Annotated in this window: 25 protein-coding genes; 16 read left to right on the forward strand and 9 right to left on the reverse strand. The window is 71.4% G+C overall.

Annotation, left to right across the window (positions count from 1 at the left end; all coding sequences use genetic code 11):
• From ABZ915_RS01725 to sbnA, 3 genes are read left to right on the forward strand one after another with little or no spacing between them, the layout of a single operon-like run.
• Positions 1-990, forward strand: a complete 990-nt coding sequence (locus ABZ915_RS01725; protein ID WP_361794052.1) for a TauD/TfdA family dioxygenase — start codon at positions 1-3, stop codon at positions 988-990.
• Positions 987-2,057 (forward strand): 2,3-diaminopropionate biosynthesis protein SbnB, encoded by a 1,071-nt coding sequence (gene sbnB, locus ABZ915_RS01730; protein WP_361794055.1) that lies wholly within the window; start codon positions 987-989, stop codon positions 2,055-2,057. Before ABZ915_RS01725 ends, sbnB begins: the two co-directional genes overlap by 4 nt.
• Before the next feature lie 52 nt (positions 2,058-2,109).
• Positions 2,110-3,135 (forward strand): 2,3-diaminopropionate biosynthesis protein SbnA, encoded by a 1,026-nt coding sequence (sbnA, locus tag ABZ915_RS01735; protein WP_361794058.1) that lies wholly within the window; start codon positions 2,110-2,112, stop codon positions 3,133-3,135.
• 26 nt (positions 3,136-3,161) lie between these two features.
• On the opposite strand, the gene ABZ915_RS01740 is transcribed toward sbnA, so the two are convergent.
• Together ABZ915_RS01740 and ABZ915_RS01745 are read right to left on the reverse strand one after the other, a co-directional pair.
• A complete protein-coding gene (locus ABZ915_RS01740; protein WP_361794061.1) occupies positions 3,162-3,827 on the reverse strand; it encodes a 4'-phosphopantetheinyl transferase superfamily protein in 666 nt (221 codons plus the stop codon).
• 64 nt (positions 3,828-3,891) lie between these two features.
• Positions 3,892-4,338: a MarR family transcriptional regulator gene (locus ABZ915_RS01745; RefSeq protein ID WP_361794064.1), complete on the reverse strand. Its 447-nt coding sequence runs from the start codon at positions 4,336-4,338 to the stop codon at positions 3,892-3,894.
• Positions 4,339-4,444: 106 nt separating this feature from the next.
• Between ABZ915_RS01745 and ABZ915_RS01750 the strand changes: the two genes are divergently transcribed.
• Positions 4,445-5,389 (forward strand): alpha/beta hydrolase, encoded by a 945-nt coding sequence (locus ABZ915_RS01750; RefSeq protein WP_361794067.1) that lies wholly within the window; start codon positions 4,445-4,447, stop codon positions 5,387-5,389.
• Here ABZ915_RS01750 and ABZ915_RS01755 read toward each other — a convergent pair.
• On the reverse strand, positions 5,335-7,269 hold the full coding sequence (locus tag ABZ915_RS01755; protein ID WP_361794070.1) for an N-acetylmuramoyl-L-alanine amidase: 1,935 nt from the start codon (positions 7,267-7,269) through the stop codon (positions 5,335-5,337). The two genes, ABZ915_RS01750 and ABZ915_RS01755, sit on opposite strands and share 55 nt — an antisense overlap.
• Positions 7,270-7,460: 191 nt before the next feature.
• Between ABZ915_RS01755 and ABZ915_RS01760 the strand changes: the two genes are divergently transcribed.
• Both ABZ915_RS01760 and ABZ915_RS01765 read left to right on the forward strand, forming a co-directional pair.
• The gene (locus ABZ915_RS01760; RefSeq protein ID WP_361794073.1) at positions 7,461-7,820 is read left to right on the forward strand and encodes a transglycosylase family protein; all 360 of its coding nucleotides are present in this window, start codon (positions 7,461-7,463) and stop codon (positions 7,818-7,820) included.
• A 23-nt stretch (positions 7,821-7,843) separates the two neighbouring features.
• Entirely contained in the window at positions 7,844-8,158 is a 315-nt protein-coding gene (locus ABZ915_RS01765) for a hypothetical protein (RefSeq protein WP_361794076.1), read from the forward strand.
• A 26-nt stretch (positions 8,159-8,184) separates the two neighbouring features.
• Here the strand turns inward: ABZ915_RS01765 and ABZ915_RS01770 are convergent, their stop codons facing one another.
• A complete protein-coding gene (locus ABZ915_RS01770; protein WP_361794079.1) occupies positions 8,185-8,628 on the reverse strand; it encodes a GNAT family protein in 444 nt (147 codons plus the stop codon).
• Positions 8,629-8,849: 221 nt separating this feature from the next.
• On the opposite strand from ABZ915_RS01770, the gene ABZ915_RS01775 reads away from it, so the two are divergent.
• Both ABZ915_RS01775 and ABZ915_RS01780 read left to right on the forward strand, forming a co-directional pair.
• Positions 8,850-9,911, forward strand: a complete 1,062-nt coding sequence (locus tag ABZ915_RS01775) for an NUDIX domain-containing protein (protein ID WP_361794082.1) — start codon at positions 8,850-8,852, stop codon at positions 9,909-9,911.
• A gap of 107 nt (positions 9,912-10,018) precedes the next feature.
• On the forward strand, positions 10,019-10,513 hold the full coding sequence (locus tag ABZ915_RS01780) for a lamin tail domain-containing protein (protein WP_361794085.1): 495 nt from the start codon (positions 10,019-10,021) through the stop codon (positions 10,511-10,513).
• A gap of 60 nt (positions 10,514-10,573) precedes the next feature.
• Here ABZ915_RS01780 and ABZ915_RS01785 read toward each other — a convergent pair whose 3' ends face one another.
• A complete protein-coding gene (locus tag ABZ915_RS01785) occupies positions 10,574-11,464 on the reverse strand; it encodes a LysR family transcriptional regulator (protein WP_361794088.1) in 891 nt (296 codons plus the stop codon).
• 80 nt (positions 11,465-11,544) lie between these two features.
• Here ABZ915_RS01785 and ABZ915_RS01790 point away from each other — a divergent pair, with 80 nt between their 5' ends.
• The 3 genes from ABZ915_RS01790 to ABZ915_RS01800 are packed head-to-tail and all read left to right on the forward strand — an operon-like array spanning position 11,545 to position 13,673.
• Complete coding sequence (locus ABZ915_RS01790; protein ID WP_361794091.1) at positions 11,545-12,465, forward strand: EamA family transporter; 921 nt, start codon at positions 11,545-11,547, stop codon at positions 12,463-12,465.
• Complete coding sequence (locus tag ABZ915_RS01795) at positions 12,462-13,094, forward strand: NAD(P)H-binding protein (RefSeq protein ID WP_361794094.1); 633 nt, start codon at positions 12,462-12,464, stop codon at positions 13,092-13,094. Before ABZ915_RS01790 ends, ABZ915_RS01795 begins: the two co-directional genes overlap by 4 nt.
• A gap of 36 nt (positions 13,095-13,130) precedes the next feature.
• Positions 13,131-13,673: a GNAT family N-acetyltransferase gene (locus ABZ915_RS01800; protein WP_361794097.1), complete on the forward strand. Its 543-nt coding sequence runs from the start codon at positions 13,131-13,133 to the stop codon at positions 13,671-13,673.
• Positions 13,674-13,841: 168 nt separating this feature from the next.
• On the opposite strand, the gene ABZ915_RS01805 is transcribed toward ABZ915_RS01800, so the two are convergent.
• Entirely contained in the window at positions 13,842-14,168 is a 327-nt protein-coding gene (locus ABZ915_RS01805) for a hypothetical protein (RefSeq protein ID WP_361794100.1), read from the reverse strand.
• Positions 14,169-14,337: 169 nt separating this feature from the next.
• On the opposite strand from ABZ915_RS01805, the gene ABZ915_RS01810 reads away from it, so the two are divergent.
• Positions 14,338-14,988, forward strand: coding sequence for a DedA family protein (locus tag ABZ915_RS01810; protein WP_361794103.1), 651 nt, complete (start codon positions 14,338-14,340; stop codon positions 14,986-14,988).
• A gap of 9 nt (positions 14,989-14,997) precedes the next feature.
• On the opposite strand, the gene ABZ915_RS01815 is transcribed toward ABZ915_RS01810, so the two are convergent.
• The 3 genes from ABZ915_RS01815 to ABZ915_RS01825 all read right to left on the reverse strand — a co-directional run bounded on the left by ABZ915_RS01815 (position 14,998) and on the right by ABZ915_RS01825 (position 17,808).
• The gene (locus tag ABZ915_RS01815) at positions 14,998-15,918 is read right to left on the reverse strand and encodes an RNA polymerase sigma-70 factor (protein WP_361794106.1); all 921 of its coding nucleotides are present in this window, start codon (positions 15,916-15,918) and stop codon (positions 14,998-15,000) included.
• Positions 15,915-16,850, reverse strand: coding sequence for an NAD(P)-dependent oxidoreductase (locus tag ABZ915_RS01820; protein ID WP_361794109.1), 936 nt, complete (start codon positions 16,848-16,850; stop codon positions 15,915-15,917). Before ABZ915_RS01820 ends, ABZ915_RS01815 begins: the two co-directional genes overlap by 4 nt.
• Before the next feature lie 112 nt (positions 16,851-16,962).
• A complete protein-coding gene (locus ABZ915_RS01825) occupies positions 16,963-17,808 on the reverse strand; it encodes a class I SAM-dependent methyltransferase (protein ID WP_361794112.1) in 846 nt (281 codons plus the stop codon).
• Positions 17,809-18,212: 404 nt separating this feature from the next.
• Between ABZ915_RS01825 and ABZ915_RS01830 the strand changes: the two genes are divergently transcribed.
• Genes ABZ915_RS01830 through ABZ915_RS01845 form a run of 4 tightly spaced genes read left to right on the forward strand, consistent with a single transcriptional unit; the run spans position 18,213 to position 21,530 of the window.
• A complete protein-coding gene (locus ABZ915_RS01830; RefSeq protein ID WP_361794115.1) occupies positions 18,213-19,463 on the forward strand; it encodes a cytochrome P450 in 1,251 nt (416 codons plus the stop codon).
• Positions 19,464-19,519: 56 nt separating this feature from the next.
• Complete coding sequence (locus ABZ915_RS01835; protein ID WP_361795762.1) at positions 19,520-20,137, forward strand: TetR family transcriptional regulator; 618 nt, start codon at positions 19,520-19,522, stop codon at positions 20,135-20,137.
• A complete protein-coding gene (locus ABZ915_RS01840; RefSeq protein WP_361794118.1) occupies positions 20,134-20,334 on the forward strand; it encodes a ferredoxin in 201 nt (66 codons plus the stop codon). Before ABZ915_RS01835 ends, ABZ915_RS01840 begins: the two co-directional genes overlap by 4 nt.
• Positions 20,331-21,530, forward strand: a complete 1,200-nt coding sequence (locus ABZ915_RS01845; RefSeq protein ID WP_361794121.1) for an FAD/NAD(P)-binding oxidoreductase — start codon at positions 20,331-20,333, stop codon at positions 21,528-21,530. Before ABZ915_RS01840 ends, ABZ915_RS01845 begins: the two co-directional genes overlap by 4 nt.
• Positions 21,531-21,559: the final 29 nt, after the last annotated feature.

A 21,559-nucleotide genomic window follows, 5' to 3' on the forward strand; every position in this document is an offset into this window, starting at 1 on the left:
ATGAGCCGACCGCTGGAGCCGGACGTGCTGCTCGACCGGGTGCCGATCCTGACGACCGGTCCGACCGACGATCCGTCCCGTTGGGCGGCCGAACACCGCGACAAGCTGCGCAGCCTCGTCACCGAGCACGGTGCCGTCCTCGTCCGCGGTCTCGGTCTGCACGACCTGTCCGCGACAGCCTCGGTCTTCAGCCGGCTGGCCGCCGGACTGATGGACGAGAAGGAAGCCTTCGCGGCACGGCGGTCCTACGGCAATGGCGTGTACTCCTCGTCGAAGTGGCCGCCCAACCAGCCGATGTGCATGCACCATGAGCTCAGCTATGCGCTCCGGTTCCCGAGCATGCTGCAATTCGCCTGCCTGAGTGCGCCCGACAGCGGCGGTGCGACGGCGCTCGCCGACTCGCCCACCGTGCTCGACGCCCTGCCGGGCGGACTCGTCGAGCGGTTCGACCGGCAAGGATGGCTGCTCACCCGGAACTACAACGACGACATCGGCGCCTCCTGGGCCGAGGCGTTCGGCACCGACGACCGTACGGCCGTCGAGAACTACTGCCGCGCCGCCGCGATCGAGTTCACCTGGCAACCCGACGGCGGTCTGCGCACCGGCCAACGCCGCAGCGCGGTGATCCGGCACCCGCTCACGGGACGGCGCTGCTGGTTCAACCAGATCGCGTTCCTCAGCGAATGGACACTGGATCCCGAGATCCGCGAGTACCTGGTGGATCTCTACGACGCCGACGGGCTGCCGTTCAACACCCGTTACGGGAACGGCGACGCGATCTCGCGGGAGACCGTCGACCTCATCAACCGGGTGTACGAGGCCAACACCGTACGTGAACCGTGGCGGGACGGTGACCTGTTGCTCGTCGACAACCTGCGCACCGCGCACAGCCGAGAGGCCTACGAAGGGCAGCGCGAGGTGCTGGTCGCCCTGGCCGACGCCGTGCACCTGGCCGACTGCTCGCCGACCGTGGAGGTGATCCCCTCATGACCACCACCTACTCCCCCGCCGCCCGGTCCACAGCGTCGGGATCGCTGCGTGTGCCTCCCTTCGCCGTCATCTCCGGCGCGCAGGTGCGGGGTGTGCTCCAGGGGCAGGAACAGCGGATCGTGCAATTGGTGGCGGACGCCTATCGGCTGCACGCCGAAGGCGATGCGGTGAACCCGCCCTCCTCCTTCCTGCGCTTCGACGACCGTCCGACGTCCCGGATCATCGCGCTGCCCGCCTCGCTCGGGGGCGAGACACGGGTGGACGGCCTCAAGTGGATCTCCAGCTTTCCGCAGAACGTCGCGGCCGGCATCCCCCGGGCATCGGCGGTACTCATCCTCAACGACCACGACACCGGCTATCCGTTCGCGTGCCTCGAGAGTTCGATCATCAGCGCTTCCCGAACGGCCGCGTCGGCGTCGCTGGCGGCCGACCGGCTCAGCCGGAACCGGCCGCGCCCGGCGAACGTCGGCTTCGTCGGCACGGGACTGATCGCCCGTTACATCCACACGTTCCTGGCCGGCACGGGCTGGTCCTTCGAGAACATCGGCGTGTTCGACCTGTCCCGCGAGAACGCCGCGGCCTTCCGCTGCTGCCTGGAGCAGTCCGGAGCCACGGGGCAGATCACCGTGCACGACAGCACCGAAGAGGTGATCCGCCTCAGCGACCTGGTCGTCTTCGCCACGGTGGCCGCCCGTCCCCACGTCCACGACCCGGCATGGTTCGCGCACCGTCCCGTCGTTCTCCATGTGTCGCTGCGCGACCTGGCGCCCGCGGTGCTGCTCGCGTCGGCCAACGTCGTCGACGACGTCGAACACTGCCTGCGAGCCGACACCTCACCGCACCTCACCGAACAGCTCACCGGGAACCGCCAGTTCCTCGACGGCACACTGGCGGACGTCATGGGTGGGCGCGTGACTCCACCGGCGGACCGCCCGGTGGTCTTCTCGCCCTTCGGCCTGGGGGTACTCGACCTGGCCCTGGGCAAGTACGTCTACGACCAACTCGCCGACTCCGGAGAACTGCATGTCGTCGATGACTTCTTCCACGAGCTGAACCGCTACGGATGAGCGGTCGGCGGAACCATCAGGCACTGAGCCGTTCTCACCAACGGAGGCCATCGTGCCCGTCATCTCCGAGCCCTCCGGCTTCAACGAGGAAGACCTCTACGTCGATCTGCGGTCGATCTTCGGGCTTCCGCTGTTCCTGAAATGCGAAGGCTTCAATTTCGCCGGCTCCATCAAACTGAAACCGGCGAAGGAGATGGTCGAGGCCGCGGAACAGGAGGGCACCATCACGCCCGACTCCGTCCTGGTGGAGTCCTCGTCGGGCAACATGGGCGTGGCTCTGAGCGTGATAGCGGCCAGCAAGGGCTACCGGTTCCTGTGTGTGACGGACTCCCGCTGCAATCTGTCGACCCGGCTGTTCATGGAGGCGCTCGGCGCCCATGTCCACGTCGTCACCGAGCCCAGCCCGGACAGTGGTTTCCTCGGTGCTCGTCTGGAGTACATCCGCGGACTGTGCCTGAGCGACAAGCGGTACGTGTGGCTGAGCCAGTACACCAACGCACACAACTGGAAGGCCCACTACCACCGGACGGCACCGGCCATCGCCCGCTGGTTCCCTCACCTCGACGTGCTGTTCGTCGGCGCGGGCACCACCGGAACGCTCATGGGATGTGCCCGCTGGTTCAGGCACTGGCACCGCCCCGTGCGGATCGTCGCGGTCGACACGGTCGGCTCGGTGACCTTCGGCGGCGCGCCCGGACGCCGGATGCTCCCCGGGCTGGGCATGAGCATCCGGCCGCCCTTGCTGGACACGTCGTTCGTGGACGAGGCGATCCAGGTCGAGGAAGCCGACACCATCCGGGCCTGCCACCGCCTGGCCAGCCACGGCTTCCTCTTCGGCGGCTCCACGGGCACCGTGGTCAGCGGGGCGGTCGACTGGCTGTCCCGCCGCGACGACCAACGCCCCACCGCGGTGGCCATCGCCCCGGATCTCGGCGAGCGCTATCTCGACACCATCTACCAGGCCAACTGGATACACGCCCTCTACGGCGACGACCTCCTGCCCAGCGACGCGCGGCCCGACGCCGAGCCCCGTCAGACCCGGCCGGCACCGTCGGTGTGGTCGCCCGGCACGTCATAGGCGCCGGGCGCGCGGGCTCCCGCCCCTCACGGCCGCGCCACCGTCACGGCCGTCAGCACGAAGCCGGCGCGCACCGCGAACCGCCCGTCGAACCCGGTCGGCGCCGTCGTATCGAGGGCGGGCCCGACCAGACGCCCGTGGAAGGTCCCGTCGGAGGAGTCCACGGTGAGGAACACATCCGTGAAGTCCAGCCACTTGCGGGTCAGCGGGAACCACGCCTTGTAGACGCTCTCCTTGGCGCTGAAGAGGACCCTGTCCCAGTGGACGCGCCCCCGGGGCAGGGCGTCGAGAGCCGCCACTTCCGCACGGCCGGCGACAACGTGCAGGACCCCGGCCGGCAATCGGTCGTGGGGTTCGCCGTCGATGCCCAGCGAAGCCAGGTCCTGCTCCAGCGCCACCGCCGCGGCGCAGTAACCGCGGCAGTGCGTGATGCTGCCGACGACCCCCCGCGGCCACACCGGTTCGCGATGCGTCCCGATCAGGATCGCGGAGGGCGGCCGCCCCAGAGCCCGCATGGCGCGCCGCGCGCAGGTCCTGCCGGCGGCGAACTCCCACTCCCTGTCCTGCGCCACCCGCCCCAGAGCCGCGGCCTCCTCGGGCAGCAGCCGCACCTCGCTGTCGCGCCCCACGATCTGGGCGGCACGCGCGACAGGGGGCAGGAGCCCGGCGATCGACTGCGACGGCCAGGTCATACCAGCAGTTTCGCCCGCCCGCATGCCCCGCGCATCTTCCCACCGCACCGCCTGGCCCAGCGGTTCACCCGGGGCCGGCGAGTGAGCGCCGCTCCAGCGCCGCGCGGAGCGTCGCCAGCGTCGCTGCCGTGCGGGCCAGTTCGTCGGCGGACACGGCGTCGGTCAGTGCGGTGAGTTCGCGGTCGACGGTGGGACGGGACCGCGCCAGCAGCCGGGCGCCCTCGGGGGTGAGGTCGAGCACCGACGAGCGCCGGTCCTGAGGGTGCGCGCTGCGCACGCACCACCCCGCGGCCTCCAGCCGGTCCACCGCCTTACTGGCGGCTCCCACGGTGATCGCCACCTCACGGACGATGTCCAGCACCCGGCAGTCCGGCACACGATCGATGATCTCCAGGCACTCGAACTGCCCCAGGCTCAGCCCCAGTTCGGCCCGCAGCCGGGAGCTCACCGCGTTGTAGAGCCGGGTCTCGACGCGTACGAGATCGGTGAACATCTGGGTGACGTAGCTCACAGGCGCTCCATTGAATTCCAAGGAATCATCTTCTCGGGAATCCAGTTGGCTCGAACAGATGGATTCCTGGGAATCCATCCTCCCACCACGACTCACGGAGGTCAGGATGACCCGACAGCAGCGTGACGCACTGGACGCCCTGCTCCGCTCAGCCCCGCGCGATCCGCGGCCCGGCCCCGAGGCACAGCGCAGCGGCTTCGCCGAGGCCCTGACCCGGCCGGCGCCCGACGACGTCATCACCCGCCGGACGGTGCTGGGCGGGCGCCCGGCCCTCGAACTGGAGCCCGCCGAGACCACTCCTCGCGGCCGGCTGCTCTACCTGCACGGCGGCGGATACGTCGTCGGCTCGCCGGACACACATGCCGGGCTCGTCGGGGAACTGGCCCGCCGGGCCGGAGTGAGCGCGACGTCCCTGGACTACCGGCTGGCGCCCGAACACCCCTTCCCGGCGGCGGTGGAGGACGGGCTCGCGGCCTACCGCGCGCTGCTGGACGGCGGCACCGACCCCCGGGAGCTGGCCCTGGCCGGCGACTCCGCCGGCGGCGGCCTGGCGATCGCCACCCTCCTCGCGGCCCGGGAGGCCGGACTGCCGCAACCGGCCGCCGTCGCCGTCCTGTCGCCCTGGGCGGACCTCACCCTCAGCGGCGAGAGCGTCCGCTCCAAGGAGGAGATCGACCCCATCTTCACCGCCGCCGAGGTGCGGGCCTACGCCGACCTCTACCTCGGCGACCGCGACCGGGCGCAGCCCCTGGCCAGCCCGGTCTTCGCCGACCTCACGGGACTGCCCCCGCTGCTCGTACAGGTGGGCTCGCACGAGGTGCTGCTCGACGACGCCGTCCGGCTGGCCGGACGTGCGGGCGCCGACGACGTCGACGTCACCCTCGAGGTCTGGCCCAAGGTCCCGCACGTCTTCCAGCACCACTACGGCCGGCTCGACGACGCGGACGCCGCGCTGGACCGGGCCGCCCGCTTCCTCGCCGAGCGGCTGCGCTCGGCTCAGCCGGCTCGTTCGGGGTCCGCCGCCGTGGTCTCCGTGACGTCACCGGCGTAGACGAGGGCCACCCGGTGGTTGTACTGGACGGTGTACATCTTCTTGCCGCCGAGGACGACCCTGCCGCTGGACGGGAAGTAGTCGTCGGTGACGGCCGGGGGCTGGGTGGCGACGTAGGCCTGGCCGGCCGGGACGGTGTACTGGGCCAGCGGCGCCTGGGTCGAGGCCCCCAGGCCTGACGGGTACTCGGAGGCATCCGGGTAGCTGGAGCCGTAGACCGGCACCGGCGCGTCACCGGAGGCACGGACGACCGTCACGCCCTCGGCGCGGGTGGTGTTGCAGCCGTCCGGGTTGTGGAACCACACCTTGGACCCGCTGAACCAGATGGCCGTCCAGTCGCCCTCCTGCCCGGCGACGACGTACTGCTGGCCGGCCTGTGCGGTGCTGCCCCAGTCGTTGATCCGGTCGGTGCCCGCGGCGCCCGGGTGCAGCGCCTGGTCGCCGAAGAGCGGGGCGTCCGCCTGGGGCGCGGTGCGCAGGTACACGAAGTTCGCCGGACCGGGCCGCTCGGTGCACTCCGTGGTGGCGCCGGTCGGGTCGTCGGACGGGCAGACCTGGACGGTCTGCTGGTTGCGGTCGAATCCGGGGGTGATCGTGACCACCGAGCCGACCGGGCCGACGCCGTGGCGCCCGGTGACCGGAGCACCGAGCAGGCGCATGAAGTGCTCCCAGTCCCATGCCGGTCCCGGGTCCCAGTGCATCCCGGAGACCAGCTTCGTGCTGGGCCCGGCCACGTTGTCGTGCCCCAGGATGTGCTGCCGGTCCAGCGGGATGCCGAACCGGGCGGCCAGGTACTTCACCAGTTCCGCCGTGGCCTCGTACTGGGCCTCGGTGTACCAGGTACCGCCGTGGGCGGCGTAGCCCTCGTGCTCGATGCCGATCGAGTGCATGTTCGTCGAGTAGTTGCCCGCGTGGAACGCGAGGTCCTTGGTCGGCACCATCTGTGTCACCGCGCCGTCGGAGGACCGCATCACATAGTGCGCCGCACCGCCGCCGGGGGTCTGGAAGATGTTGATCGCGGACTCGTAGGACGACTCGGTGTCGTGGATGACGATGGAGTCGATACGGATGCCGTTGGCGGGGCGGTCGGAGACCTGCCCGTTCGAGGGGGACGCCGCGACGAAGGTGCACGACACGGTGACGGGACACTCCGCCGTGGTGTCCTGGACGGTGACCGACTTCCGCACGGCCGACCGCGAGCCGGCCGGACGCGGATCCGGCACCGCGCGCAGGGTGACCCGCTGGCCGTCGTCGGTGGTGCGCGAGACTCCCTTGCGCAGGGTCGTGTAGACCCGGTCCGCGTACGCGGCTGCCGCCCGGCGCTCGGTGGAGCCGCTGAACCGGGCCACCGCCTCGTACCAGGCGCCCGGGTCCGGGGAGAGCTCACCGGCCGATTCCTTCTGATACGACGCCAGCAGCGCGGCGCCGCCGCGTATGTTGGCCGCCGGGTCCGTACGCAGCGCGCGGGCCGGCAGACCGGTCAGGCGGGCCGCCTTCCCGAGGGTGTGCAGCGCCGGGGCCGCCGCCGTCTTCGCCAGATCCGCCCGGCCGGCCGCGCCGGTGTCGCCGCCGGCCAGCATCGCCGGGGTGACGTCCGTCAAGTGCATGGGCCCGTAACCGCCGTCGGCGCTGTACCTGCCTTGATGCGCCTCCCAGGCCGACTGCTGGTACGCCACGGCCAGCAGGACCGCCACCGGCACCCGGTACTCGGCGGCCGCGGCGGCGAACTGGTGCTGCCGCTGGGCTGCCGCGGAGGTGACCGCGGACGCGCCGTCGGGCACGGCGGCCGCCACGGAGGGCGCGGACACGCCGGCCGCGGCCAGCAGCCCGGCCGCGACGAGCGCGGTGCCGCGGCCCCGCGCAGGGATGATGCGTCTCATCAAGGTTCCTGGACTTTCCTGGAGGGAGCTGAGCTCGGGTGCGGCGTTCAACCCCCCACCCTGGCCGGGCAGTTGACGAAACTAGCACATGCCGTACCACGGACAGGGGGCAGCCTCCCGACGGGCTGGGCGTCGCCCGAAAGGACGTCAATTCGGGCATAATCGACATTCAGCCATTACTGTCATTTGACATGATTTCAAACTATGAGAGTAATCGGCTCCAGAACAGCGGGCCGAACAAGGGGTGTCGCCTGGTACTCAGGCTGTTCCCGCTGGTCGCGGCCTTGCTGACGACTGTGACGCCGTCCGCGCAGGCCACGGCCCTGGGCGCCGACTGGGATGCCATCGCGAGATGCGAATCGAGCGGGAATTGGCACGCGAACACCGGCAACGGCCACTACGGAGGCCTCCAGTTCAAGCAGTCGAGCTGGGTCGCCGCCGGCGGACTCAAGTACGCCCGCCGCGCGGACCTGGCGACGAAGAAGCAGCAGATCGCCGTGGCCCGGCGCCTCGCCGCCCTTCAGGGCATGAACGCCTGGACATGCGCGTAGAGCCGCGGCCCCATACTGTCCGCATGGCCGAACTCACCCCCGGACAGCGGGCCCTCGCCGAGGTGATGTCCGAGGTTTCCGAGCTGGCGTACCGCGCCGGCTGGATGAGGGGCTGCGAATTCGATGTGTGGCGGCTCCTCCACGAGGGCGGGAACTGGGGCATGGCGGACGCCGAGCAGTTGGCGCCGCTCCTGGCCGAGGTGCGTGCCGCCCGCGACCGGGCGGGATGCTGGATCGTGTGGGGCGACGACGATCCCGGCGAGCAGGCGGTCCCGCTCGCCGAGTGGCTGCCCAGGTACGAGACGTGGGCGGCGTCCATGCCTCGCGGGGCTCGGTGACCAGCCGGGCGGGTGACGCGTCACCTTCAGCGGGCCGCAGGGTCCGCGGCCTCACGCGGTGTTGCCGGTCCGGTGCCGCGGCAGTGGGAGGTCGGCCCCCGGGCCGTGTGCGGCAGCCGGCGGGCATCGATCTCGCGGCCGTCGCGCAGGGTGTGGCGTGGTGGCCCGTCGTCCGCGACGAAACCGGCTTTGGCCGGCGCCCGCGCGCTCGCGGTGTTCGTCGGCTCGCATCCCGCCCGCACCGTCCGAAGCCCCAGGTGGGCGTGGCCGAGTAGCGCGGCGGCCCCGAACAGCTCCGTACCCAGTCCCTGGCCACGCGCATCAGGTGCCAGCCATCCGCCGATCTGCGCGGTGGCGGTGTCCACCTCCGTGGCTCCGGCGTGTCTTCCGTCGTCCAGGCGTACGCCGATCAGTATCTGTCCCACGTCCGGGTCGGGTTCGAAAGGCTGGACCAGCGGGCGCTCGGCCATCCGGGACGGAAGACGAGAGCCGGCATCACCGGGACGCAGCTGGAGCAGAGCCCCGCGAAGGCCCGCGCCGGTCACGACGCCCCTGTCCCACCCGAGTCCCCCTGAATGACCCCACGACCGACCCTGCCGGGTTCGACGTCGGCCGGAGTCTGGTGCCGCCGACGCGGGTAGCCATCGGCCGCGAGGCCTGACCGCGCCCAGACCAGGCAGGAGACATACCGATGGGACACACCACGCCCGACGAGTGGGACGCGCACTACGCCGCCGGCCGGACCTTCCGGCACCTCAGCGACGCCGAGCGAGAGCTGCTCGCCACGCACGCTCCGGCGCCCGAAGGCGGTCTCGCCCTGGATGCCGGCTGCGGACTCGGCGAACTCGCCCGCCATCTAGCCGCCGCCGGTTACACCGTCGATGCCGTCGACTGCGCTCCCGCTGCCGTCGACCTCGCCCGGTCCGGCACCGAGGACGGCTGGACCATCGGCTACCAGTGCTTCGACATCGAGCACGATTCCCTCGACGACCTGCCCCATCCCGCGTACGACCTGATCGTCTTCCGGCTCAGCTGGGCCTTCGTCCGCGACCGCACCCGCCTGATGAACCGCCTTCGCGAGCGACTGCGCCCCGGCGGCACCCTCTGCGTCATCACGCCCGTCGCCGAGAAGGTGCCGCACGACAAGCGGGCCATCGCCCTCGACGAGGCCGAGTTGGGCCTGCTGAGCGCAGGCTGGGCCGTCGCCGAACGCCATGACGCGGAGGGCCTCGCCTTCCTCGTCCTGCGTGAACCCGCCCCGGTCCGGGCCGCGTACGCCGGCAAGCGGCAGCCCTCCCCGCACGCTCTCACCGGCGCCGGTGTCGTCGTCACCGATGCCGTGGGGCGGGTCCTGCTGGGCTGGTCGACGCGCGGGGTCTGGGAGTTGCCCGGCGGCAAGAACAGCGCCGACGAGGACTTCCGCGAGGCGGCCGTACGGGAGCTGGAGGAGGAAACCGGCCTGAAGGCGAGCCCCGCGGACGCGCGGCTGCTGGCCCTCCTGATGGACTCCACCCACGGCATGCCCCGAATGACGGCCGCCATCCGCGTCCTCGCCCACACCGGTGAACCAGCGGTCACCGAGCCTCACTTGATCCACCGCTGGGAATGGCACGAGCCCGCCGACCTGCCCGCCCTCGCCCAGCCGATGTTCACCCCGAGCGCGCACGTCATCGACACCGTCTGGCCCGGCCTGCTGACCGGCCTGCCCCCCGTCCATCGCTACCCGATCGCAACCCATGTGGAGCCAGAGTGACTCCGATTGCCCGACCTTCACCATTCATGCACCAAGTCATCACCTCGCGGTCGCCTTTTGTGTAGGCTCCAGGCGCTTCATCCGCACCACCGAGGGGGGACTTCCTCATGCGTACCCGTTACGCCGTGGCCACCGCCGCCACCGTCGCCATAACCGCCGTGCTCACCGCCGCGCCCGCGCAGGCCACCGAGTACACCTCCGCCCTGAAGATCAAGGGCGTGCAGTACGACGCTCCCGGCCCGGACTCCAACCGGTGCTCCGGCGGCAACACCAAGGACGAGTACCTGACGATCAAGAACTACTCGCGCAGCACGACGGTCAACCTCAAGGGCTACGTCGTCAAGGACGCAACCGGCAACCACTTCACGTTCCCCGCCGACCACTACCTCCAGCCCGGCGACTACGTGAAGCTGCGCGGCGGCCACGGCACCGACTCCGACGCCCACAACGTGGTCTACCGCCAGAACTGCAACTTCATATGGAACAACGACAAGGACACCATCTATCTCTTCAAGCCTTCCGGAGCGCACGCCGACACCCACTCGTACACCAGGGCCGGCTCCGACCCGGACGGCAACGGATACATCACGTACCACGGCTGACCGCGGGCCACGGCTCGGCCGACCCTCACGAAGGGGAAGGGCCGCCGCCGGCACGTGTGATCACGAGGCGGGGCGGTCCTCCACCGGGATGTCGAGGATGCCGAGAAACGCGGTCGCCGCCGGCGTGCGGGCGAAGCGACTCCAGATGGCGTACTGGACGCGGGCCGGCGCGTCGGCGACGTCGACGGTGACCACGTCCGCGAGCTGGGGCGCGTAGGCGGAGGGCAGCATGGCCACGGCGAGACCCGGTCCGACGAGTCGCGCGATGTAGTCGGCGGAGGTCACTTCGAAGGCGACGTCACGGACGAGACCGGCGGCCTCGAAGGCCTGGTCGGACTGGGCACGTCCGGCCGTCCCGGCCGGCAGGTCCACGAACACCTCGGAAGAGAGCCTGCGAAGGTCGACGGCCGGTTCATCGGCGAGTGGATGGTCCGGCGCCACCACGACGACCAGTCGGTCACGAGCGAGCTCGCGGACGGCGACACCTTCGGGCCGGGCCGTCGTCGGCAGCCCGAGGAAAGCCACGTCGAGTGCTCCTTCCCTGACCTGTTCGGCGAGGTCATCGCTCGCGCCCACGCGCAGGCTGATACGTACGTGCGGGTACTCCCGGCGGAAGTCGCGCAGCGCGCCCGGGATGTCGACCGCGGTGAGAGTGGGGATCAGCCCCACGGCGAGCCGTCCGCGCACCTCCCCGACGGCCGCGGCGACTTCGGCGACCGCGCGCTCGGCGGCGTCCAGACACTGGCGGGCGGCCGGGAGGAACGCCTCTCCGGCCGGTGTCAACCGCACCCGGCGGCTGGTGCGTTCGAAGAGTCTCGCGCCGAGTTCCCGTTCCAGACGGGCGATTTGGTGACTGAGTGCGGACTGGACGACCAGGCACCGCTCGGCGGCCCGGGTGAAGCTGTTCGTCTCGGCGACGGCGACGACGTAGCGCATCTGTTGAAGCTCCATGGATCCATCTTGGATCGAGATCGATGGCGTGACAAACATGTATTGGACTCACCAATCGCCCGCGGATGACACTGCGATACATGAAGAGCCGAACACGCACCGCCCTGACCGCGCTCGCTCCTGCGGTGTGGGGCACGACCTACATCGTGACCACCGAGCTCCTTCCGCCGGCACATCCCCTGTTCGCGGGACTGCTGCGTGCGTTGCCCGCGGGCCTGATCGCGCTGGCGATCACCCGGACGCTGCCGCGTGGAGCGTGGTGGGGGAAGGCCGCGGTGCTGGGCGTGCTGAACATCGGACTGTTCCTCCCGTTGCTGTTCACCGCGGCCGAACGCCTCCCGGGAGGCGTTGCCGCCACCTTGTCGGCGGCCCAGCCGCTCGTCGTCGCCGTCCTTGCCGTGACCGTGCTCCACGAGCGTCTCTCCGTCCGGCGCCTCTTCTGGGGGGTGACCGGCGTCGCCGGGGTCGGCCTGGTGGTGATCGGGCCGAACGCGGCTCTCGACACCGTCGGGATCCTCGCGGGGCTCGCCGGCGCCGTCACCATGGCCCTCGGTGTGACGCTCACGAAACGCTGGGGACGCCCCGCCGAGGTCGGCCCCCTCGCCTTCACCGGCTGGCAACTCACCGCCGGGGGCGTGTTCCTGGCGCCTCTCACCTTCCTCGTCGAGGGATCGCCGCCCGCGATCGACCCGACCGCCGCTCTCGGCTACGTCTGGCTGGGGCTGGTCGGCGGCCTGATCACGTTCGTCCTGTGGTTCCAGGGCATCGCCACCCTGCCGGTCACCTCGGTCGCGGTGCTCAGCCTGCTCTCACCGCTGGTCGCCGCCCTTCTCGGCGCCGTCCTGCTGCACCAGACCCTCGGCCCGGTCCAGCTCGTGGGGTTCGGCCTCGCCCTCGCCGCGATCGTGGCGGGACAGCTTCCCGCCACCACGCGCTCACCCTCACCCCCTTCGACTCCCGTACCGGACGCACCGGACGCGGCGGAAAGGACTGTTCGATGAAGATCGCCATTGTCGGAGCCGCGGGCATGGTCGGCTCACGCGTCGTCGACGAAGCCACGAACCGGGGCCATGGCCTCGTCACGGTGTTCAGGAGCACGCGGCCGGCCGTCTTGCCACCTCGAGTCACCGCCGTAGAGGGCGACGCGAACGACCCCGGCCACATGAGCGGAGTGTTCAAGGGCACCGACGCGATCGTGGCTGCGACCCGTCCCGCCCCCGGGCAGGAACGCACCGCCGTCCCGACGACGACTGCGCTGCTCGACGCGGCCGCAACAGCCGGGGCGCGCATACTCGTTGTCGGCGGCGCCGCCCCGCTGCGGGTCCCTGGACACCCCGAGCGGCTGGTCGTCGACAGTCCCGAGTACGTGCCGCACGAGTACCGCGCCATCGCCGCCGCCAGCGCCGCACAACTGGACGCCTGCCGAGCGCACTCGGCCGACTGGGTCTATCTCAGCCCGCCCGCCGTACTCGAACCCGGACGCCGCACCGGAAGGTATCGACGTGGCACCACCACACTCATCACCGGCGCCGACGGCGGGTCCCGCATCTCGGCCGAGGACCTTGCCGTGGCCGTCCTCGACGAACTCGAGAATCCAGGTGAAGACAGACACTTCACCGTGGCTTACTAGGCGCTCCGCAGCGGAAGCAGTCCGACAGGAGACGGCGTGAGCCTGAAGATCGAAGCCATCGAGACCCCCGGGCTGAGCCTCGTGCCGCTCGCCGTCGGGCACGCGGACGAGATGGCCGAGGTGCTGTCCGACCCGGCACTGCATGACTTCATCGGCGGTACCCCGCACTCTCCGCAAGCTCTGCGGGCACGGTACGAACGCCTGGTGGCGGGCTCACCCGATCCCCTGGAGACATGGTGGAACTGGGTGATCCGGCTCCGCGAGGAGAACCGCCTGACCGGGACGGTGCAGGCGACGGTCACCACCACCGAGCACGGCCGCGCGGCCGGAGTCGCCTGGGTGGTCGGCACCCCGTGGCAAGGACGCGGCATCGCCACCGAGGCGGCACGAGGACTGATCTCCTGGCTGCGGGAACAGGACGTACGGGTGATCCGTGCCCACATCCATCCGGACCATCGGGCATCCGCCGCCGTCGCCGCCGCCGCGGGCCTGGCTCCCACCGGTCACCGGTATGACGGTGAGATCAGGTGGGAGCTCCGGTCGGACGGGCCTGGCAGGGCACCTGGACACGCTGGATGACGTTGTTGGCGAAGCCGCCTCTTCCAGGTCTGTTCGAGCGGCTGGGTGTTGCAGCCGGTCGGCCTGCCTCGTAGTCCTGCTCGACACCGCGCCCCACACCGTGATCGGCGCCGGTGAACACGACGTCGACCGCGTCGGACGCGACAATTCGCTTCCGCTGTCGCACGGTCACGCGCCGCTCACGCCGGTGTGGTGGTGGAGGCGGGCGGAGAGCCGGCGGTACGCGGCGCCGAGCACCGCTGCCTGGACAAGGGCGCCGACGACGATCCCGATCCACATGAGCGGGCCGGGCAGGACCAGGAAGAGCCAGGACGTGGGGGCCGTGACCACGAAGGCCCATACGCCGGCGAAACTGGCGTCCTGGTGCTCGACGAACAGCAGGTCCGCTCCGACCCAGACCAGGACGGCGGCCACCACCGTCAGATAGCCCACGGCCGCCGGATTGAACAGGCAGTGCCGTACCGTCGCGGTGAAGGAGCGCTGGTCCGCGTCCATGTCGAGCCTCCTGGGATCGTTTCCGGGTTCCCACGATCCCGTGGGCCGGCGACGGTGGCCTGAGTACCCGTACTCACCTTCGTACACGCGACCTACCCACCTGCATCCCAGCCGTGATCACGGGAAACTTGATAGGCAGCGACCGACGAACGGACCGGAGGCGAGGGATGTGATCGCCGTCAACCCGACGGACAGCGCGTCGCTGCTCGCTGCCTTCGGCGCGCTGGGGGTCCTGGTGGTGATCTTCGCCGAGTCGGGGCTGCTGGTCGTCGGGTTCTTCCTGCCCGGCGACACGCTGCTGTTCCCGGCCGGCGTGCTGTGCGCGGCGAGCGGTGAGCAGGATCCGCGGCTGGAGCTGTGGCAGGTGCTGGTGTGCGCGGCCGTCGGCGCCGTGGCGGGCGGGCAGGTGGGCTATCTGCTCGGGCGGCACGGCGGGCGCCCCCTGCTGGCCCGTACCTCGAGGCGGCGGGTGCGGGAGGGAGCGGCACGGGCGGAGCGTCTCCTGGCCCGCTACGGATACGGCAAGGCGCTCGTGATCGGCCGCTTCATCCCGATGGTGCGGACCGTGCTGCACCCGGCGGCGGGCGCGCTCGGTGTGCCCGCGCGGACGTTCACCGTCTGGCAGATCGTGGGCGGCCTGCTCTGGTCCCAGAGCCTCGTGCTGGCCGGATATCTCCTGGGTTCGTCGGTCGCCCACATCGACGACTATCTGCTGCTGCTCGTCGCCGTGATCGTCGTCCTCTCCCTGCTGCCCCTGCTGGCGGAGGCCCGCCGGTCGCGGCACGACCGGCGGGACCCCTCTCGTCCGACCAGGAGCTGACCGCGTCGGTCACGTGGGCCGGCGCGCCAGACCCGTCTCGCGGATGAGCGCCCAGGCGTCCGCCACCGGGCCTATGTGGCCGAGCTTGTCGGGGTTGAGCACCGTGCGGATCGTCTGGATCCGTCCGTCGAGGATCTCGAGCGTCCAGATGTTGATGACCTTGCCGTCCCGGTCGCGGAAGACCGCGCCGGGCTGGCCGTTCACCTCGTGGGGCTGCACGACCCCGCGGATCTGGGCGAACGGCGGGACGAGAGAGGCCAGCACCCGGGCCACGTTCTCGATACCGATGATGCGGTCGGCGAACTGCGGGGCCTTGCCGCCACCGTCGCCGACCAGGTGCACATCGGCGGCGAGCAGTTCCCGCAGCCCGTCGACGTCTCCCTCCCGGAAGGCCTCGAGGAACCGCTCGGCGAGTGCCTCGCGCTCGCGTCGGTCGGCCTCGAACCGGGGCCGGCCGGCGTCCATGTGGCGGCGCGACCGGACCGCGAGCTGGCGGCACGCCGCCTCCGAGCGCCCCACGGCCGACGCGATCTCCGGGAAGCCGAAGCCGAACACCTCGCGCAGCACGAACACCGCGCGCTCGAGCGGGCTCAGCCGCTCCAGCAGCAGCAGCGCCGCCATCGACACCGAGTCGGCCAGCTCCGCCGAGCGCTCCGGATCCTGGTACGGGTCGGTCAGCAGCGGCTCGGGGAACCACGGCCCGACGTACGCCTCCCGCCGCACCCGGGCCGACCGCAGCACGTCGATCGAGAGCCGGGTCACCACCGCCGAGAGGAAGGCCCTGGTCGAGGCCGGGCGGGTCGGAGAGGCCTCGTAGCGCAGCCAGGTCTCCTGGACCGCGTCCTCGGCCTCGCTCACACTGCCCAGGATGCGGTAGGAGATCGCGAACAGCAGCGACCGCAGTTCCTCGAACTCTTCGGCCCGCGTCACGCCAGCTCCTCCTTGAAGCCCTGCCGCCACGAGGGGTAGCGCGGCTCCCAGCCGAGCTCCCGCCTGGCCTTGGCGTTGGAGAAGCCGCGCCCCTCGGTCATCATCACCACCGCCTGCTCACCGGCCAGCAGCCGGGCCAGCCACACCGGGACCCGCATCGGCCGCTTCGCTCCCGCGCACGCGGCCAGGTAGGGCAGCCACTCGCTCGCCGGGGCGGGTTCGTCGTCGACGACGTTGAACACGCCCGTCGCCTTCTGTTCCAGGGCCAGGACGGTGGCGCTCGCCGCGTCGTCGAGGTGCACCCACGAGCTGTAGCCGGTGGCACGTCCGACGAGCGGGTACTGCCGCTTGCGCAGCAGCTGGACCTGGTCGTCGATGGCGCCCGGCCCGTAGAACGCGCCGTAGCGCAGGACCGCGCCTCCGGCCTTGAGGACCACGTCCTCGACATGGCCCAACGCTTTCAGCCCCTTGTGCGCCGCCGTGCCCTCGAGCGTGTCCAGCGGGTCCTCCTCGGTCTTCACCCAGCCGCCCTCGCGGATTCCGTTCCAGCTGGCGTAGCCCTGTGCGACGACGTGGGAGACGCCGGTCGCCTCGGCGGCGGCGGCCAGCAGGTGGTCCGTCCCCTCGGTGCGCAGCCGGTTGGTGGTGGCGAACCACCGGTCCGGGTGCTTCAGATCGGGCTTGCCGGCGTGTGCCGGGGAGATCGCGGTCATCTGGTGCGCGATCGCGTCCGGCCGGGCGGCCGCCACGGCCTCACCGACCGACACCGCGTCCAGTCCGTCCATCACGACACCGTTCGCGCCCAGCCGCGTCAGCGCGCCCAGCTTGGCCGCGCTCGTCGTCGTGGCCGTCACCTGGTGGCCCCGTGCCACGAGCTGCGGTACCAGCCGCCGCCCCAGAACCCCGGTCCCGCCCGCCACGAAAACCCGCATGATCGTCACCTTCCCGACGCAGAGCCTGTCTCCGAGACCCGAGACGAGACAGCACCGGCCGTTTGTGACATGAGGAGCGAAGCCGGGGAAGGAGGTCGTCCCGGCATCGCTGTCACCGTGCACCGCGCGGCTTGCGCCAGGTCATGATCTCGGTCGGCGGGAGATGTTCCGCGAAGCGGCCGTCGGGTGACGCCTGGCGCAGCACCGCGCGCAGATCGCGTTCGAATTCCCCCAGCCGGTCGCCGAACAGGTGAGGGGCGGAATCGGATCGGGAGAACACATACGCCACGATGTCGTCGGCGCCGCGGTGCACCACCTCACCGCCCGGTACGACATGCCGTTCGAAGTCCCCGAAACCGGCGCGTGCCAGGACGAGGTCCTCCCGGCCCAGCGTGCCGTCGGCCAGCGTCCCCTGCCCGGCGCGGCGCACCGGGCCCAGGTACCGCCGCACCAGGTCGCCGATCCGCGCGTACGGCGGATCCGGCAGCGGCAGGGGTGTCGGTTCGGCGGGCCGGTTCTTGAGGTCGCTGATGTGGACGAAGGCGCCTTGCGGCTCCAGCATCCGCAGCACGGCCGCGGCGACCCGATCGCGCTCGGTCCAGTGGAAGGACTGGGCGAACACCACCACGCGGAACTCACCCAGGCCGGCCGGGAGGTCCTCGGCACGGGCTGTCACCCACCGCGCGTTGGTCACCCCGCGACGCCCGGCCCGCCGCTGGGCCTCGGCGAGCATGTCCTCATCCGGGTCCATGCCGACCGCCTCGGCGAAGAAGCGCGCCAGAGCGAGCGTCACGACGCCCGGCCCGCAGCCGACGTCGAGCAGCCGGCCCCGCCCGTCCAGACCGAGAGCCGTGGCCAGCGTCGCGTCGAAGCCCGGGGCGTACGGCAGCCGGCCGCGCTCGTAGTAGGCCGCGCTTCCCCGGAACAGCGTGCTGTCCCACCGCCATCCATCGGGCATGTCGATCCGCTCCACGAGTTGCCGAGGTCTCCAGCAGATCGAAGCCCATCGGCGGCGTCGCGGCCACCCGGTTTCGGAGAGCGGTCCAACCGTAGGGGCGGTAGGGCCACGAGCGGAGCGCCCCGGAGTTCTCCGGGGCGCCGTTCCGCGGCAGCCGCTTCTCCAATGGCCGCGGAGCCCCACCCGTTCGGCGAGGACAGACAGAGAGTGCCACGCCGGAAGGCCAGGGAGGTGACCACCGGCCCGGAGGTCACCACCTCGTAAGGTCCGTGCCCGCCACGGCAGGAGCCCGGTGGTCGCATCTCGGCCACTTTTAAGTCAGTCGCTTGATTAATGCAGTCGCTTTAATTCTACTGGAGGGGAAGCGTCCGCTTGATCAGCCGCCCCACCCCACCGGAGGCCGTGTGTCCCCTGCACAAGAACGGGAACAAGCCCTGCTGCCCTACCCCCTCACGGGCCCGGCGGCGCTGGAACCCCCCGTGGAATGGGCCGAGTTGCACCGGCGCTGCCCGGTGGCCCGGGTCGCGCTGCCGAGCGGGGACGAGGCCGCGCTGCTCACCCGGTACGACGACGTGCGGCTGGCTCTGAGCGACTCGCGGCTGAGCCGGGAAGGGGCCGCCAACCCCGACGCGGCGCGCGTCGCCGACGGCGAGTCGAGCATCTTCACCAGCCCCATGGCCCAGACGCTCAACGCCGAGGGCCACGACCGATGGCGGCGCATGCTCGGCCGGTGGTTCACCGCCAAGCGCATGCAGGCCCTGCGTCCGGCGATGGAAGCGACGGCCGACCGGCTCGTCGACGCCATGGTGGACCAGGGCAAGCCAGCCGATCTCGTCGAGCATCTGGCCTTTCCGCTGCCGGTGTACGTGATCTGTTCCATGCTCGGCGTCCCCGAGAGCGACCGCGACGAGTTCAAGCTCTGGTCCGACACCTTCCTCAGCACCACCAAGTACACCTCGGACGAAGTGGCGGCGGCCTACCGCGCGTTCGAGTCGTACATGTCAGGTCTCATCGCCGACAAGCGCAGGACGGTGGCCGAGCGGGCCGTGGCCGAGGAGGAACAGGACCTGCTCACCCTGCTGATCAGTGCCACCGACGCCGAGGGCAGGCCCATGTCGGACGCCGCGCTCACCGCCACCGGGCAGGCACTGCTGATCGCCGGGCACGAGACGACCGCGGGCTTCATCGCCAAGATGCTGGCCCACCTGCTGTCGGACCGGGCCGGTCGCTGGGAGCGGCTGCTGGCCGACCCCTCCCTGGTCCGCCCGGCCGTGGAGGAGGCGCTGCGCTTTGACCCCAACGGCAGCGCGTTCGGCATGATCCGCTATGTGCACGAGGACATCGAGGTCGGCGGCACGGTCGTACGCCGCGGCACCACCGTGGTGTGCAGCATGGCCGCGGCCAACCGCGACACGGACGCCTTCGACCGCGCCGCCGAGATGGACGTGGCCCGCACCCCCAACCCGCATCTCACCTTCGGCGCCGGACCGCACTCCTGCCTCGGCCAGCCGCTCGCCCGGACCGAGATGCAGACGGTGCTCAGTGTCCTGCTGCGCCGCCTGCCCGGTCTGGAACTGGCGGTCGACGCGCGGGACCTGGAGCAGGTGGAGGGCCTTCTGACGCGCCCCTTGCGTGAGCTTCCCGTGCGGTGGTGACCGTGAGCGCCGCAGTCGTACCGGCCGAACGATCCGGGCAGACCCGCGAGGCCCTCATGGCCGCGGCGGAGCGGCTCTTCGCCGAGCGGGGCCTGCTCGCCGTGTCCAACCGGCAGATCGGCGAGGCGGCCGGTCAGGGCAATGTGTCGGCGGTGGCCTACCACTTCGGCTCCAAGACGGGACTCGTCCGGGCCGTCATGCGCAGGCACTCCGAGGCGGTCGACCGCATCCGGCTGCGCATGCTGGACGAGATCGGCGGCAGCGACGACGTCCGGGACTGGGTGGCCTGCCTCGTACGGCCCGTCCCCGAGCACCTCGCCTCGCTCGGCGTCCCGTCCTGGCACGCCCGTTTCGCCGCGCAGGTGATGACCGATCCCGTGCTGCGGGCGATCATCACCGACGAGGCCCTCGTCCGCGAGCCCCTGTGCCGCATCCTCCAGGGCCTGGGCCACCGCCTCGCCTCCGTACCGGCGGAGGTACGCGCCGAACGCGGCGACATGGCACGCCAGTTGATCATCCATACCTGCGCCGAGCGGGAACGCGCCCTCGCCGAGGGCACCCACACCCGACTGGCCTCCTGGGAGGACACGGCCGTGGCGCTGACCGACGCCGTCACCGGCCTGCTCCTCGCCCCCGTCACACCCCGCCCCTCACACAAGGACAGCCCTCTATGAAGATCACCGTCGACGAAGTGAAGTGCTGCGGCGCCGGCCAGTGCGTGCTCATCGCGCCCGAGGTGTTCGACCAGCGCGACGAGGACGGCATCGTCGTCCTCCTCGACTCGGAACCCGCCGAGGAACACCACGCGGCGGTCCACGAGGCCGCGAGCGTCTGCCCCGCCGCCGCGATCGAGCTGAGCGGGACCAGGTGACCACACCCGCCCACGTCCTGATCGTCGGGGCCTCGGTCGCCGGCCTCGCCACCGCCGAAACCCTGCGCCGCAGGGGCTACGAGGGCCGCCTCACCCTGCTGGACGCGGAGTCCCGTCCGCTCTACGACCGGCCGCCGCTGTCCAAGGGGGTCCTCTCCGGCACCTGGCCGCCCGACCGGGCGCTGCTGCGCACCCCGGAGGCGCTTCAGGCACTCGGCGCCGAGTTCGTCCTCGGCGACCCCGCCGTGGCACTCGACGTCGCGTCCCGCACCGTGCACACGGCATCCGGGCGGGTGCTGCGGGCGGACGCCGTGGTCCTGGCCACCGGGGCACGGCCGCGGACTCCGCCCGGTCAGGAGGCGTCGGCCGGAGTCCACGTCCTGCGCACCCTGGACGACGCACTGGCCCTGCGGGCCGGCCTGCTGACCGCGCCGCGCACGGTGGTCGTCGGCGACGGCGTGCTGGGCGCCGAGATCGCCGCCACCGCACGCGCGATGGGCGTGGACGTGACCCTGGCGGGCCCCCAACGCGCGCCTCTTGAAAGCCGGTTCGGTTCGGCAGTGGCCGGGGAACTCGCGGCTCTGCATCTGCGGCACGGTGTCGTTCTGCGCCTCGGCACCCCGGTCGACGGCCTGACCCGGCACGACGGCAAGGTCACCGGGGTGCGGCTGCACGACGGCGGGGCGCTGCCGGCCGACCTCGTGGTGGTCGCCGTGGGCGCCGCTCCGGCCACCGACTGGCTCGACGGAAGCGGTCTGCGACTGGACGACGGTGTCGTGTGCGACGCTCACTGCCGCGCCGCCGACGGCGTCTACGCCGTCGGTGACGTGGCCCGCTGGCACCACGCGGGCGCCGGAGAGCCGTGGCGGCTGGAGAACCGCACCAACGCCGTGGAACAGGCCGCCGCCGTCGCCGCGAACCTCCTCGGCGAGCGGCGCCCCTACACTCCCGTCCCCTACTTCTGGACCGAACAGTTCGACGCCAGGATCCACGTCTACGGGCATCCGGGCGCCGACGCCGAAGTGAGCGTCGTCGAGGGCTCCCTGACCGACCGCCGCTTCGTCGCGCTCTACCGGCGTGCGGGCCGGGTCACGGCCGTCCTCGGCTGGAACATGCCCAAGCAGGCACGCCTGCACCGCCAGACCCACCTCGCCGACCCCGCCCACGCGCCCACGCTCACCCCCGCCCGAACCTGACCGGCCCCCTCGCTTCCCCCTGCTCGCCA

This window comes from Streptomyces sp. NPDC046915 (assembly GCF_040644935.1).
Taxonomy (GTDB): domain Bacteria; phylum Actinomycetota; class Actinomycetes; order Streptomycetales; family Streptomycetaceae; genus Streptomyces.